Source organism: Labrenzia sp. 011 (assembly GCF_003075075.1).
Classification (GTDB): domain Bacteria; phylum Pseudomonadota; class Alphaproteobacteria; order Rhizobiales; family Stappiaceae; genus Roseibium.
This window is the reverse complement of the sequence record NZ_QCYM01000003.1, coordinates 1-14528: the sequence shown is the minus strand read 5'-3', so window position 1 is coordinate 14528 and position 14528 is coordinate 1. Positions and strand designations below refer to the sequence as shown.

General features: G+C 61.3%; 9 protein-coding genes, 1 pseudogene and 1 other annotated feature. Of the genes and pseudogenes, 6 read left to right on the top strand and 4 right to left on the bottom strand.

Annotated elements, in window-relative coordinates; genetic code table 11:
• Positions 1 to 86: 86 nt before the first annotated feature.
• A complete protein-coding gene (locus tag DCO57_RS04920; RefSeq protein WP_116697767.1) occupies positions 87 to 1250 on the bottom strand; it encodes an aminotransferase class I/II-fold pyridoxal phosphate-dependent enzyme in 1164 nt (387 codons plus the stop codon).
• 295 nt (positions 1251 to 1545) lie between these two features.
• On the opposite strand from DCO57_RS04920, the gene DCO57_RS04915 reads away from it, so the two are divergent.
• From DCO57_RS04915 to aat, 5 genes are all read left to right on the top strand, one after another.
• Positions 1546 to 3030 carry a M48 family metalloprotease gene (locus tag DCO57_RS04915; protein WP_205756085.1) on the top strand — a complete coding sequence of 495 codons (1485 nt, stop codon included), beginning with the start codon at positions 1546 to 1548 and terminating at the stop codon, positions 3028 to 3030.
• A gap of 166 nt (positions 3031 to 3196) precedes the next feature.
• Positions 3197 to 3985, top strand: a complete 789-nt coding sequence (locus tag DCO57_RS04910) for a DsbA family protein (protein WP_116697766.1) — start codon at positions 3197 to 3199, stop codon at positions 3983 to 3985.
• A gap of 311 nt (positions 3986 to 4296) precedes the next feature.
• The gene (gene accB, locus DCO57_RS04905) at positions 4297 to 4764 is read left to right on the top strand and encodes an acetyl-CoA carboxylase biotin carboxyl carrier protein (RefSeq protein WP_116697765.1); all 468 of its coding nucleotides are present in this window, start codon (positions 4297 to 4299) and stop codon (positions 4762 to 4764) included.
• Positions 4765 to 4779: 15 nt separating this feature from the next.
• Entirely contained in the window at positions 4780 to 6126 is a 1347-nt protein-coding gene (gene accC / locus DCO57_RS04900) for an acetyl-CoA carboxylase biotin carboxylase subunit (RefSeq protein ID WP_116697764.1), read from the top strand.
• 48 nt (positions 6127 to 6174) lie between these two features.
• Complete coding sequence (gene aat, locus DCO57_RS04895; RefSeq protein WP_116697763.1) at positions 6175 to 6855, top strand: leucyl/phenylalanyl-tRNA--protein transferase; 681 nt, start codon at positions 6175 to 6177, stop codon at positions 6853 to 6855.
• A gap of 240 nt (positions 6856 to 7095) precedes the next feature.
• Here aat and DCO57_RS04890 read toward each other — a convergent pair whose 3' ends face one another.
• Complete coding sequence (locus tag DCO57_RS04890; RefSeq protein WP_116697762.1) at positions 7096 to 7482, bottom strand: NADH:ubiquinone oxidoreductase subunit NDUFA12; 387 nt, start codon at positions 7480 to 7482, stop codon at positions 7096 to 7098.
• 149 nt (positions 7483 to 7631) lie between these two features.
• On the bottom strand, positions 7632 to 8336 hold the full coding sequence (locus DCO57_RS04885) for a response regulator (RefSeq protein WP_208977804.1): 705 nt from the start codon (positions 8334 to 8336) through the stop codon (positions 7632 to 7634).
• Positions 8337 to 8977: 641 nt separating this feature from the next.
• Between DCO57_RS04885 and DCO57_RS04880 the strand changes: the two genes are divergently transcribed.
• The gene (locus DCO57_RS04880; protein WP_116697761.1) at positions 8978 to 12661 is read left to right on the top strand and encodes a vitamin B12-dependent ribonucleotide reductase; all 3684 of its coding nucleotides are present in this window, start codon (positions 8978 to 8980) and stop codon (positions 12659 to 12661) included.
• Positions 12662 to 12948: 287 nt separating this feature from the next.
• On the opposite strand, the pseudogene DCO57_RS04875 reads toward DCO57_RS04880, so the two are convergent.
• Positions 12949 to 14015, bottom strand: a pseudogene (locus DCO57_RS04875) (IS3 family transposase).
• Positions 13618 to 13734: a sequence feature (AL1L pseudoknot), on the bottom strand. It overlaps the preceding pseudogene by 117 nt.
• Positions 14016 to 14528: the final 513 nt, after the last annotated feature.

Below are 14528 nucleotides of genomic sequence, written 5' to 3'. Positions count from 1 at the left end.
CCCTGCGTTCAACCGGACACAGGGCGGCCTGACTGTTTGAAGCAGCACTTTCGCAGAATTTCGCAGGAGCTTCCTGAACCTCCCGGCTATTTCAGGAATGCGGCCAGACGGCTCAGCGCCTCTTTCATGTCATCATGGGTTCCGGCGAAGGAAAAGCGCAGAAACTCATGTCCGTGGACCGGGTCAAAATCCACACCCGGCGTCGCCGCCACACCGGCCTCATGCAACATGGTGCGCGCGAATTCCAGGCTGTTCGAACTGAACCGGCTGATGTCGGCGTAGATGTAGAAAGCACCGTCCACCGGCAGAAGCCTGTCCAGGCCCATGTCCGGAAGCCCTTTCAGAAGCAATGCGCGATTGGCCGCATAGCCGGCCTTGACGCCTTCAAGTTCCTGCACGCAATCCAGCGCCGCAGTCGCCGCGATCTGGGACAGCTCCGGCGGCGAGATGTAGAGGCTCTGGGCGATGCGCTCCACAGGCCTGACCAGCTGCTCGGGAAGGATCATCCAGCCGATACGCCAGCCGGTCATGCAATAATATTTCGAGAAGCTGTTGATGACGATCACGTTCCGGGAAAACTCGAGCGCCGTCTTCTGCTCCCCGGCATAATCGAGGCCATGGTAGATCTCGTCGGAAATGAACCAGATACCCTGGCTCTCGCAGTAGCCGACGAGATCTTCCAGCGCGTCCGCGCCCATCATGGTGCCCGTGGGATTGGCGGGACTGGCGACAAGAACCCCTTTCACGGGGCCATCCTTTTGAACCTCATCCAGATGGGCGGGGGTCAGGCACCAGCGGGTGTCTTCTCCGACCTCCACCTCGACGGGCACAAGGCCGAGCGCCTTCAGGATATTCCGGTAGGCAGGATACCCCGGAGCGGTCAGGACCACCCGGTCTCCCGGATCGAAAGCGCCCAGGAAGGCCAGGTTGAAGCCAGCCGATGATCCCGTGGTCGCCATGATCCGGTCAATGGGCACCTCGACGCCGTAGGTCCTCTTGTAGTGGCGGGCAAGCGCATGGCGCAGCGGCTTGACGCCAAGAGCTTCCGTATAACCGAGCCTGCCGTGCCTGAGGGCCTCATCGGCCGCCGCCAGCGCCGCCTTCGGCGCCGGCGCCGAGGGCTGACCCACTTCCATATGCACGATCCTGCGGCCGTCGGCCTCAAGGCGCGCGGCCTCGGACAGAACGTCCATGGCGATGAAAGGGGCAACGTCGCTGCGGCGCGAGGGCACAAAGGCGGAGGATGTCATGGCGACCTGTCTGTTCCGGCGGTGTACGGCCCCGGATCACGGCCCGGAGCGTCAGGGGCATTTTCTTCGCAGCCAGAAGGCGGCGGAGCGTTCGCGGCTCTCGTATCGCGGATTTTCCGAAAGGATGCAATCTGACCGGAGCGGACCTGCGCGCTTGAAGGGGCGGTTCCCCGGCTGAGATGGTGCCGGCTGGACAATTCCTTGCGATCCTCCCGGAATTGTCATTCACTTTTCTTGACCGGGCCCGACTCGCTCCATACCTTCTCCACACATTCGTGCGCCAGAGCAGAATTGCATGGCGAGGATCAGTGTGGATTTCGAAATGCAGTCATCGTTTCCGGAGGTATGCGACTTGCCGCGTCCAGCGCCCCTTTCCGTCCGGCCCGAAAAACGCTCCGGGGCACGGCTGATACGCAAGGCCGTTTCCCTTGCGTGTTCGGCGGCTCTTCTCCTGCCCCTGGCCGCTGCCCCGGCACAGGCGCAGCGCGGCAGCCTGCCACTCGTCCGGGACGCGGAAACCGAAGCGCTGCTGAAGGATTACGCCAAACCGATCTTCAAGGTGGCCGGCATCGCCAATTCCGAACCACAGATCATTCTGGTCAACGAGAAGACCTTCAACGCCTTCGTGCCCGATTCACGCCGCATGTTCATCAACATCGGCGTCTTGCTGGAAGCCGAGACGCCCGGCGAGGTCATTGGCGTCATCGCCCATGAAACCGGGCATATCGCCGGACGACACCTCGTCCGTCTGCGCTCGGCCGCAGCCAACGCCCAGATCGTGGCGGTCATCGGCATGATTCTGGGAGCAGGCGCCGCCGCGGCCGGCGCGGCCGCCGGATCCGGCCAGGCCGCCTCGGGGGGCGCCGCCGCCATGCTCGGATCCGGCTCGATGGGACAGAGATCGCTGCTCGCCTATCAGCGCGGCGAGGAAGCGACCGCGGACCGGGCCGCACTCAAGTATCTCGACGCAACCGGCCAGAGCGCCCGCGGCATGCTGAAAAATTTCCAGCGCATGTCGGAACAGCAGATGTTCTCGCGCAAGTTCGCCGATCCATACGCCCAGAGCCATCCGATGGCCCAGGAGCGATATAACGGACTTTTGAACGAGGCCCAGAAGTCAAAATACTTCAACCAGCCGGAAGACTATGTGCTGCAATACCGGCACGATCAGGTCCGTGCGAAACTGTTCGCCTTCACCAGCCACCCGTCGGCCACCTTGCGCGCCTATCCGCGCAGCGACAAGAGCCCCGCGGCGCAATATGCGCGGGCGATCGCGGCCATGAAAAGCCGGGGCAAGGGCGCGGTGAAGGAAATCGATGCGCTGATCCGCACCCAGCCGAACAATCCCTATTACTACGAACTCAAGGGCCAGGCGCTTCTGGAAGGCGGCGACCCGAAGGGCGCAATCGCGCCGTTCCGCAAGGCCCTGTCGTTCAAACCAAACGAACCGCAGTTTCTCGTCTGGCTTGGATATGCGCTGGTCGGCGCCAACGAGCCCTCCTATCTTCCCGAGGCAGAACGGGTCCTGAAACAGGCCATTCACAGAGACCCGAACTCGGGCGTGGCCTACAGCCAGCTGGCGATTGCCCACGGGCGCCAGGGCGAGCGCGCGGAAGCCGATCTGGCAACGGCAAAGGGTCTGATGGTGAGCGGAGATTTCCAGGCGGCGCAACGCTACGCGGCCCGTGCTCAAAAAAGTTTGAAGCGTGGAACGCCTGCGTGGCTTCAAGCCGACGACATTGTAGCGTACAAACCACCTGATCTGCCGAGAAGCCGCTGACACTTGTGACACGCACCGGTGACAGGGCCGAAGGGCCGGAACCTTTTTGCATGGAGCATCCCGCTTCCCCGGAACGCGGACCTAATGCTCCGGAAATTTAGAATCGATCGGCCTCTTTGCTCTCATGTGACCTCGCATGAGAGCGGGTTGATCCAAGGAGTCACGAATGACCTATATCACCCGTTTCGGTCGGCAAATCTGTCCCTCCGTCCTGCTGCGCCTCCTTTCCGCCGCCGCACTGGTCTTCTCGCTGGCCGCAGGCTCCGCCGCAGCCCAGGACATGGATCGCGGCGAAATTGAAAAGATCGTGCGGGAATATCTTCTCCAGAATCCGGAAATTGTCGCCGAAGCCCTGACCGAACTGGACCGCAAGGAAAAGGAAGCCGCGGAAACCGCCCGGCTGCAGGCGCTCAGCGACAGCGCTGACGTGCTCTTCGACTCTTCCCGTCAGGTCGTTCTCGGCAATCCGGAAGGATCCATGACCCTCGTGGAATTCTTCGATTACAACTGCGGCTACTGCAAGCGCGCTCACAGCGACATGGCCCGCCTGATCGAACAGTATCCCGACCTGAAAGTCGTTCTGAAGGAATTCCCCGTCCTCGGCCAGGGCTCGGTGGAAGCCGCCCAGGTCGCCATCGCGGTCAATACCCTGGCGCCTGAAAAATACGCCGAATTCCACGAGGCACTGCTTCTCGGCCGCAGCCAGGCAAATCGCGCGAGCGCGATTGCGGCCGCAACCGCAACCGGCATCGCGGAAGACGATCTCCTGGCGGCCATGGAAACCGATGAAGCCGGCCAGACCATCGAGGAAGTCTATTCCATCGCCAACCGCCTCGGTCTCACCGGAACGCCCTCCTATGTGGTCGGCAACGAGGTGGTCATGGGCGCTGTCGGCTTCGACCAGCTTCGCGAGAAACTGGACGCGGTGCAAAATTGCGGCGAGACCACCTGCTGACCTCCTGTCCGGCACGCTCAAGGTTGTTGGAAACGGGGTCTCCGTCTCATCGATGGGAAATCGGGGGTTTTCCTGACCCGATTCAATCCCTATAAGAAGCGTGGCTCGTGTCCGGGATGGTCGCGGGCCACAAACCTTTGTCCGCTTTGATCGGCGGCGCAAATGGCGCAGGTGCAACCCGGTATCGGGCGGAAAAACGTCGGGCTCCCGGTCCGGATGGTCCCGCGGGACGCCATCCACCGGATGGAACGATCTTCCCTGTCGATCACGCACATGCGCTTCTTGCGGACCGAGTACGAGAGCCAAACGATATGCGTAATGATAACAAGAAGTTCGACACGGCCATGATCCGGGATCTCGCCATCCTTCTGGATGAAACCAATCTGTCGGAAATCGAACTGGAACAAGGCGATACGCGTATTCGCGTCGCCCGTCAGATATCGATCAATGCCCCTGTCAGCATGGCGCCTCCCGCCGCCGCACCTGCAGCAGCGGCCCCCGCAGCCGCTCCTGCGGCCGCCCCGGCTGCCGAAGCCCCGGCGTCTCTCGGAACGGTCACCTCTCCCATGGTGGGCACGGCGTATCTTTCTCCCGAACCCGGCGCGGCCCCCTTCATTCAGGTCGGCGACAAGGTCACGGAGGGCCAGTCGATCCTGATCATCGAAGCCATGAAGACCATGAACCACATTCCCTCCACCAGATCGGGAACCGTCAAGCAGATCCTGGTGGATGACGCCCAGCCGGTGGAATTCGGCGAACCGCTCATTATCGTCGAATAAGGAGCCGTCGTGGCCATGTTCTCCAAGATCCTCATCGCCAATCGCGGCGAAATTGCCCTGCGCATCCTTCGTGCCTGCAAGGAGCTCGGCATTTCGACGGTGGCGGTTCATTCCACCGCGGACGCCGACGCCATGCATGTGCGCCTTGCCGACGAAAGCGTCTGCATCGGCCCGCCCGCGGCGCGCGACAGTTATCTGAACATTCCGCAGCTTCTGGCGGCCTGCGAGATCACCGGCGCCGACGCGGTTCATCCCGGCTATGGCTTCCTGTCCGAAAACGCCCGTTTCGCGGAAATTCTCGAAGCCCACAATATCGAATTCATCGGTCCGACCGCCGAACACATCCGCATCATGGGCGACAAGATCCAGGCCAAGAAGACCGCCATCGACCTGGGTATCCCGGTCGTTCCCGGTTCCGACGGTGCCGTGACCCCGCAGGACGACGCCCATGCGATCGCCCGGGAAATCGGCTATCCGGTGCTGGTCAAGGCTGCCGCCGGCGGCGGCGGCCGTGGCATGAAGGTCGCAAGAACCGAAGCGGATCTTGATTCGGCGCTGTCCACCGCACGCTCGGAAGCCAAGGCGGCCTTCGGCGACGACGCGCTCTACATGGAAAAATATCTGGGCCAGCCCCGCCACATCGAGATCCAGGTCCTGGGCGACGGCAAGGGCAATGCGGTGCACCTGGGCGAACGAGACTGCTCCCTGCAGCGCCGCCACCAGAAGGTTCTGGAAGAGGCGCCCTCCCCGTCTCTCAACGCCGACCAGCGCAAGGAGATCGGCGAGATCGTCGCCAGCGCCATGCGCAAGCTGAAATATCGCGGTGTCGGCACCATCGAGTTTCTCTACGAAAACGGCGAGTTCTATTTCATCGAGATGAACACCCGCCTTCAGGTGGAACATCCGGTCACCGAGATGATCACCGGCATCGACCTTGTCAACGAACAGATCCGGATCGCCGCCGGCGGCAGTCTGGACATGGTTCAGGAGGACATCCGCTTCGAAGGCCATGCGATCGAATGCCGGATCAATGCGGAAGACCCCGCCACCTTCGCCCCTTCGCCGGGCACCATCACCTATTACCACACCCCCGGCGGACTTGGCGTGCGTGTCGATTCCGGCGTCTATCAGGGCTACAAGATCCCGCCCTATTACGACAGTCTCATCGGCAAGCTGATCGTGCACGGCCGCAACCGCGTCGAATGCATGATGCGCCTGCGCCGCTGCCTCGACGAATTTGTTATCGACGAGATCAAGTCCACTATTCCGCTTTTCCGCGATCTGGTAGACAATCAGGATATAGCAAACGGTCAGTACGATATTCACTGGCTGGAAAAGTATCTGGCCAACAAGTCGAGCTGACCGGTTTTCGGCAAGGGCGTACGCGCCCTGAACGGACTGTGAGGCATCATGGCTGGATACCAGGACGATATCGTGATGGAAATCACCCCGCAGGTGCTGTTGAAAGCCTATGCCTGCGGCCTGTTTCCCATGGCCGAATCCGCCGATGATCCGAGCCTTTTCTGGCTGGAACCGGAACGTCGCGGCATTCTCCCCTTCGCCGATTTTCACCTGCCCCGGCGTCTCAGGCGCACCATCCGCAACGATATGTTCGAGATCCGGGTCAGCACCGACTTTCAGGGGGTCATCGACGGCTGTGCCGAGCCCATGCCCGGGCGCCAGAAGACCTGGATCAACCGCGAGATCCGCCGTCTTTACGGCGAGCTCTTCGAAATGGGCTACTGCCACACGGTGGAAGCCTGGCAGGAGGGCGAGCTCGTCGGCGGCCTGTACGGCGTCAGCCTGAACGGCGCCTTCTTCGGTGAAAGCATGTTCACCTTCAGGACCGACGCGTCGAAAGTCTGCCTGGCCCATCTGGTCGCCAGACTGGTCGTCGGCGGCTACAGCCTGCTCGACACGCAATTCGTGACGGACCATCTGAGCAAATTCGGCACTCGGGAGGTCTCCCAGGCCGATTACAACAAGCTGCTCTCCGAGGCCCTGAAACGCGAGACCGACTTTTACGCCCTGTCACCGCAGGCCTGTGGCCAGGACATCCTCGCCGTGCTCGACGACATCCGGAAGGTTTGAGCTCACGCCGGCGATTTCACCGGTTCCTCTCGCGCGCAGCAGCGCACATGAGACAAGGCTCCGACCGCCGAACCCGTTTCCTGCCGGCATTCGCCGGAATCGGGATCTGCACGCAGCGGTGCGCCTGTCTGGAACGACAAGGCTCCAGGGGTGTCATCAAACTGAAAAGCCCCGCGAATGCAGGGCTTTCTTGCAGGTGTTATCTGGGAGAATCCAGCCGCCGGCGCGAACCGCCTGGCGTCAGTTGCCCGGTGTCCAGGCCTCGTAATCTCCGGTGACCTCGGGCCGGTTTTCCGGGGTCAGGATCGAGCCGTGCGGACGATAGGCAGCCGGAGTGCCGGTATGGTTCGGCTCATGCGGTTTCTGCCAGTGCTTGGCGTGATAGTTTTCGTCAACGGGCGGCGTATCGACCCGATGATGCATCCAGCCGTGCCAGCCCGGAGGAATGGTGGAGGCTTCCGCAAGGCCGTTGTAGATGACCCAGCGCTTCTTGCCCGCCCGTTCCTTGTAGTACTTGTTGCCGAACTCGTCTTCCCCGACGAACTCACCCTTGCGCCACGTGAAGGAGCGGGTGCCCATGGTCTGGCCGTTCCACCAGGTGAACAATTCAAGCAGCAGAGTTTTCATGGCCCTCTAAAGGTCCCTCGATGACAGATTCCCGAACTCCGGTGACCGTAGAACGGGGCGCCGGATTTCGGCGGACTATGGCGGCAACAAACGTCTCTGTCTAGGTTGCGGATCCAGAAATGCGCGAGAAAAAGCGACGCAGACCCGACTCAGTGAATCTTGCCGCCCTTGACCGACGCGAATCCCGCCTCGCGGATGTGCCTTGCCGCCGCCGAATGCTGTTTCGGCTCTTCCGTTTTCCCTCCGGCAAAGACCGGCCCCCGGTCGGCCTTCTTGTCGAAGGCCGCCTCGACGGCCCCTTCCACCTCGGCGCGCTTTCGGGTCGCAATCCTGTGATGGAGACGCGCACCGGCCAGGGACTGCAGCTTGTCCGCCTGGGCGTCCAGGGTCTTCTGGATGCCGTAGATATTGTAGAAGCCGGAATGCTCCAGGGTCATGGGCCGGTCATCGCTCAGGATCCAGTTCAACCGCTTGTAAAGGGTCGACGGCGACACCGGCTTGACCAGCACGTGATGTGCCCCCGCGCGCAACGCCTTGTCCACCAGAGGCCGGGTGCCGTGAGCCGTGATGAAGAGAATCGGCACGTAGCAAAGCGGCTCCATGTGGCGGTGCCGCACGAGTCGCAGGAACTGGTATCCGGACGTCGGCTGCATGCGCCAGTCGGTCAGAATCACGTTGGGCGGTTCGGCCAGGCTGGCTTCCAGTGCTTCGTCGGCCGAATCGAACACCCGCACGCGGGCGACCTTGAAGCTGAGGAGAATCGACCTCAGAATCGTCTGCATGGGCTTGCTGTCTTCCACGACGACCGCGTCGATGTCTTCCATGGAAAGCCCGAAGGCGGCATGATGCTTCATGAAATGCGGGTCCCTGTCCCTGTCACTTCCGCACTAAACCAGCCCAGGCTTAAACCCCGTTGAAATCCTTCCCCGCGATTTTCTTCAAATTTTCATAAAACCCTGTCTATTATCATCCACAGAAACGGTTGCCAGGACCGGCAACACCGCCCTGCCGGGAAAGCAAGCGCTAAATTCCTTTTGATTGCGCCTGTCCCGCCCACTCCCCACTATCCACATTCGCACACAAGATTTTGCGTCCAGACACGAGACCGGCACAAGCTGTTGTCACTCGCGCCTTGACCTTAAGAATTCGTTTACATTAGTTTCTCTATCATTGCGATGTGCGTAGTCGGGAGCCCTTCCGGGTGCTCCGGTCATCCAGAAAGTAAGTATCAGCGTAGCCGCTTCCGGTTTTGCAGCCTTGAACCGGAGGATGGGTTTCTGCGCCGATTTCTGTGTCCTGCATCGCGACAAACCTGTTGAAGAGCACTATATATAGTGGACCAGCAAATCAGATACGCTACATACAGGCTTACAGCCTGACCATGACAGGGCGGCATTCGGCAGTATGAGGCCGGCGGCAACGCCAAGCCGGATGTGATGCGGACTTGAGACCGGTTCGGGCAGAACCGGAATGCGATTACAAGGGGACTTAGAGAATGCGGATCGAGCGGCGCTATACCAAAGACGGTCAATCGCCTTACGCCACCATAGACTTTCGCACGGCCACCAGCGAGATCCGGAATCCGGATGGTTCGGTCGTCTTCCGTCTGGAGAATATCCAGGTCCCGACCCAGTTCTCCCAGGTCGCAGCCGATATTCTGGCGCAGAAATATTTCCGCAAGGCCGGCGTTCCGGCACGGCTGAAGCCGGTCGAGGAGAACACCGTCCCCTCCTGGCTGTGGCGCAAGGAAGCGGATCTGGCCGCTCTTGAAGAGCTTCCCGAGGACGAGCGCTACGGCTCCGAGATCGACGGCCGCCAGGTCTTCGACCGTCTGGCCGGCACCTGGACCTACTGGGGCTGGAAGGGCGGCTATTTCGACGGCGAAGCCGACGCACATGCCTTTTACGACGAACTGCGTTTCATGCTGGCGACCCAGAAGGTGGCGCCGAACTCCCCGCAGTGGTTCAACACCGGCCTGCACTGGGCCTATGGCATCGACGGCCCGAGCCAGGGGCATTTCTATGTCGATTACCAGAGCGGCCGCCTGACCAAGTCCAAGACCGCCTACGAACATCCCCAGCCGCATGCCTGCTTCATCCAGTCCGTCGGCGACGACCTGGTCAACGAGGGCGGCATCATGGACCTGTGGGTTCGTGAAGCCCGTCTGTTCAAATACGGTTCGGGCACCGGCTCCAATTTCTCCCATGTGCGCGCCGAAGGCGAACGGCTGTCCGGCGGCGGCAAGTCCTCCGGCCTGATGAGCTTCCTGAAGATCGGTGACCGGGCGGCCGGGGCGATCAAGTCCGGCGGCACCACCCGCCGCGCGGCCAAGATGGTCGTGGTCGATGTCGACCATCCCGACATCGAGGAATACATCAACTGGAAGGTCAAGGAAGAGCAGAAGGTCGCGGCCCTCGTCACCGGCTCCCGCGTCTGCCAGAAGCATCTGAGCGCCATCATGCGCGCCTGCGTCAATTGCGAGGCCGACAACGGCGAATGTTTCGACCCGGCCAAGAACCCGGCCCTGAAGCGTGAGATCCGCGCCGCCAAGAAGATGATGGTGCCGGAGAACTACATCCAGCGCGTCATCCAGTTCGCCCGGCAGGGCTTCACCAAGATCGAATTCCCGATCTACAACACGGACTGGGATTCGGAAGCCTATCTCACGGTCGCCGGCCAGAATTCCAACAACTCCGTGCGCGTCACCGACGGCTTCCTCAACGCTGTCGTCGAGGACGGCACCTGGGACCTGACCGCCCGCCGCACCGGCGAGACGTTGAAGACCGTCAAGGCGAAGGAACTGTGGGAACAGATCGGCTATGCCGCCTGGGCCTCCGCCGATCCCGGCCTGCAGTATCACACCACCATCAACGACTGGCACACCTGCCTTGCCGACGGGGAAATCCGCGCGTCCAATCCGTGCTCGGAATACATGTTCCTGGACGACACCGCCTGCAACCTGGCCTCGCTGAACCTGATGCAGTTCCGCCGGGAGGACGGCTCCTTCGACATCGACAACTATGAACACGCCGTCCGCCTGTGGACCGTCGTTCTGGAAATCTCGGTGCTGATGGCGCAGTTCCCCTCCAAGGAAATCGCCGAACTGTCCTACAAGTTCCGCACCCTCGGCCTGGGATATGCCAACATCGGCGGCCTGCTGATGACGTCCGGCATTCCCTATGACAGCGACGAAGGCCGCGCCCTGTGCGGCGCCCTGACCGCGGTCATGACCGGTGTCGCCTATGCCACTTCGGCGGAAATGGCCGGCGAGCTCGGCGCCTTCCCGGGCTACAAGAAGAACGCCCGGCACATGCTGAAGGTCATCCGCAACCATCGCCGCGCCGCCTATGGCGAGGCGAACGGCTACGAGGACCTGCACACCAACCCGGTGGCGCTGGACCATGCCTCCTGCCCGGACAAGGCGCTCGTGGAGCGGGCCAAGAAGGCCTGGGACCGCGCGCTGGAACTTGGCGAGCAGAACGGCTTCCGCAACGCCCAGTCCACCGTGATCGCGCCCACCGGCACCATCGGTCTGGTCATGGACTGCGACACCACCGGCATCGAACCGGACTTCGCCCTGGTGAAGTTCAAGAAACTGGCCGGCGGCGGCTATTTCAAGATCATCAACAACGCCGTTCCGGAGGCCCTGCGCAAGCTGGGCTACACCGAGAGCGAGATCGGCGAGATCGAGGCCTATGCGGTCGGCCTCGGCTCCATCGATCAGGCTCCGGGCATCAACCCGGCGGCCCTGAAGGCCAAGGGCTTCACCGACGAGAGCCTGACGCGGCTCAAGGACGGCATGAAGTCGGCCTTCGACATCAAGTTCGTCTTCAACCGCTGGACCCTCGGTGACGAGCAGCTGAAAAGCCTCGGCGTGACCATGGAACAGATGGAGGATCCCGACTTCGACCTCCTCTCCTTCCTCGGCTTCTCCAAGGCCGAAATCGAGGCCGCCAACACCCATGTGTGCGGCGCGATGACCCTGGAAGGCGCCCCCTTCCTCAAGGAAGAGCATTACCCGATCTTCGACTGCGCCAATCCGTGCGGCCGGATCGGCAAGCGCTTCCTGTCGGTGGAAAGCCACATCCGCATGATGGCGGCCGCCCAGCCGTTCATCTCCGGGGCGATCTCCAAGACCATCAACATGCCCAACGATGCCACCGTCGAGGACTGCAAGGAGGCCTATCTCCTGTCCTGGAAGCTGGCCCTGAAAGCCAATGCGCTCTACCGGGACGGTTCCAAGCTCTCCCAGCCGCTCAACTCGCAGCTTCTGGTCGACGATGACGAGGATCTGGAAGACACCGCCGAGGACATCGCCGCAAAGCCCCAGGCAGCGCGGGCCGAGGTCGTCGCCGAGCGGATCGTCGAACGCATCATCGAACGGGCCGTGCGCGAGCGCGAAAAGATGCCGGACCGCCGCAAGGGCTACACCCAGAAGGCGCGCGTCGGCGGCCACAAGGTCTATCTCACCACCGGTGAGTACCAGGACGGCCGCCTCGGCGAGATCTTCATCGACATGCACAAGGAAGGCGCCGCTTTCCGCTCCCTGATGAACAACTTCGCCATCGCCATCTCGCTCGGCCTGCAATACGGCGTGCCGCTGGAGGAATATGTCGACGCCTTCACCTTCACCCGCTTCGAACCGGCGGGCATGGTGCAGGGCAACGAGGCGATCAAGAACGCCACCTCGATCCTCGACTACATCTTCCGCGAGCTGGCCGTGTCCTACCTCGGCCGTCACGACCTGGCCCATGTGCCGCCGGAAGCCATCGGCAACACGGCCATGAGCAAGGGCCCGAACGAGGGCCGCGATCAGGGCGGCGGACAGGTGGTCTCGCACGGCCTCGTGCGCGGCCAGACCGAGCGCTTCCGCCTGGTCGCCAGCGGCGAACCCGCCGGCGAAGCCACCGAGGCGATCTCGGTCCAGACCGCCAACGCCCCGGCCGCCCAGGTCTCCGCCGTCGCCACCGCCTTTGCCCGAGGCTCGGAAGCGGCAGCCGCCGTGGAAATCTCCACCACCCCGGCCCAGCAGCCTTCCTCCGCAGCCCAGCAGATCGCCCAGGCGCGCATGAAGGGCTACGAGGGCGAAAGCTGCTCCGAATGCGGCAACTTCACCATGGTGCGCAACGGCACCTGCCTGAAGTGCGACACCTGCGGCAGCACGAGCGGCTGCAGCTGAGGCGAGGCAGGTGGATGGTGAGAGGACCAAAGTTTTGTTCATAGCACCCAATGTTTTGTACCAACCCGAGGAAATTCCTTGGGTTGGCGCGGAATAGGAGATAGGTGAAATGCGACAATTTCGGTACTCAGCGATGATGGCTAAGAGTGCACGCTGATGCTTACTGTACTGCGTCGCGTAGGATTGGTTGGCTAGGCCAATAAGCGGCTCAAATCGCCCTGAAACAAAGAACCCGCCCATCGGAGATGTGAACCGCGCCGGGTTTGCCGGAGGCTGATTGTAGTTAGTTACGCGGCTCGTTCCTCAGTTTCCATAGCCGCATAGAAATTGGCCTCTGCTTCTGCCGGCGGAATATTCCCGATAGGCTCAAGCAAACGACGGTTGTTAAACCAGTCCACCCATTCGAGTGTTGCGTATTCCACTGCCTCGAAATTACGCCATGGGCCGCGGCGGTGAATGACCTCGGCTCTGAACAAGCCGTTGATCGTCTCGGCCAGGGCATTGTCGTAACTGTCTCCGACGCTGCCGACAGAGGGCTCGATACCAGCTTCTCCCAACCGCTCTGTGTATTTGATCGACAGGTATTGGGCGAACCCTTTCCAAGTGGCACCATAGGTGAAATCGCTGACCCAGAGCATGTTGGGCGCGGGCACACGGAATTGCCGGTTCACCTTGTCCAGCGGGCATAGCGCCTTCTTGTCGGACACCGTGGTCTTGTGCGGCTTACCCCGGATAATGCCTTGAATACCCATGCTCTTCATCAGCCGGGCAACCGTGCAGCGGGCGACGTCAAAATCTTCCCGCTGCAATTGCCGCCAGACCTTCCGCACGCCATAGACCTGCCAGTTCTCTTCGAAAATCCGCCGGATCTCTAGCCGCAATACCTCGTAACGCCGGGCACGGTTTGACAACCGGGCCGGATCAGCCCGCTTCGCCAGGTGCTCATAATACGTGGAGGGGGCAATCGGCAGGACAGTGCAGATCGGCTCGACCCCATGCTCCGCGCGATGCATGTCGATAAATGACACCATCACTTCGACCGGCGGTCGAGCTCCGCCATCGCAAAATAAGCCGATGCCTTGCGGAGGATCTCGTTCGCCTGGCGCAGCTCGCGGTTCTCCCGCTCCAGCGCCTTCATCTTGTCGGCAACATCTGTTGGGACACCCGCCCGCTTGCCGCTGTCGACTTCTGCCTTCTTCACCCACTCATTCAGCGTATGCGCCGAACAGCCGATCTTCGCGGAGATCGACATAATCGCCTGCCAGCGCGAACTGTGCTGGCCCTGGTTGTCCTGCACCAGCCGCACCGCACGCTCGCGGACCTCGGGAGAGTATTTATTGGTTGTCTTGCTCATTGTGGCTTCATCCTACTCAGGAGTTGAAGCCTCCGGCAAACCCGGCGCGGTTCACTCCGCGCCGTTACGTGATGCCATGAACAGTCTCCTTTGTGGCAAAATACCAAGTCAAAGGAGCGGTACAAATCCGTGACAGGTCCAAAATGTACACTATCCATGCGATAGCATCGACGTTCTTCAGTTTCCAATTTTGATAAACTTTAAGGTTGCATTATTCTGCTATTTTTAATTCTATAATGGCCAAGTCAGTTGAAGTGCCCACTTGCTGGATGTTGTGGGGGATGGCATTGAAATTGTCCTGTCGTGTGTATAGAGGTTCAAATGATAATTAATAGATTGAAGAACCAATGGACACGATCATTGGCGATCAGCACGGTGATATTGCCAGCTGGAGCTTTTGGTTGTGACGGCGTTGTAGTGCCGTATGTGCTGGACCATACAGGGGAAAAACAATCGGCAGAACGAGAAAAAAGGCTCATTGAAGAAGCTAGGCGTCAAACGGACAAACAGAGA

Excerpts from the sequence above, each read along its gene's own strand:
- accC (WP_116697764.1), top strand. The coding sequence starts at position 4,780 with ATGTTCTCCAAGATCCTCATCGCCAATCGCGGCGAAATTGCCCTGCGC.
- DCO57_RS04915 (WP_205756085.1), top strand. The coding sequence starts at position 1,546 with ATGGCGAGGATCAGTGTGGATTTCGAAATGCAGTCATCGTTTCCGGAG.
- accB (WP_116697765.1), top strand. The coding sequence starts at position 4,297 with ATGCGTAATGATAACAAGAAGTTCGACACGGCCATGATCCGGGATCTC.
- DCO57_RS04920 (WP_116697767.1), bottom strand. The coding sequence starts at position 1,250 with ATGACATCCTCCGCCTTTGTGCCCTCGCGCCGCAGCGACGTTGCCCCT.
- DCO57_RS04880 (WP_116697761.1), top strand. The coding sequence starts at position 8,978 with ATGCGGATCGAGCGGCGCTATACCAAAGACGGTCAATCGCCTTACGCC.
- DCO57_RS04890 (WP_116697762.1), bottom strand. The coding sequence starts at position 7,482 with ATGAAAACTCTGCTGCTTGAATTGTTCACCTGGTGGAACGGCCAGACC.
- DCO57_RS04885 (WP_208977804.1), bottom strand. The coding sequence starts at position 8,336 with ATGAAGCATCATGCCGCCTTCGGGCTTTCCATGGAAGACATCGACGCG.
- DCO57_RS04910 (WP_116697766.1), top strand. The coding sequence starts at position 3,197 with ATGACCTATATCACCCGTTTCGGTCGGCAAATCTGTCCCTCCGTCCTG.
- aat (WP_116697763.1), top strand. The coding sequence starts at position 6,175 with ATGGCTGGATACCAGGACGATATCGTGATGGAAATCACCCCGCAGGTG.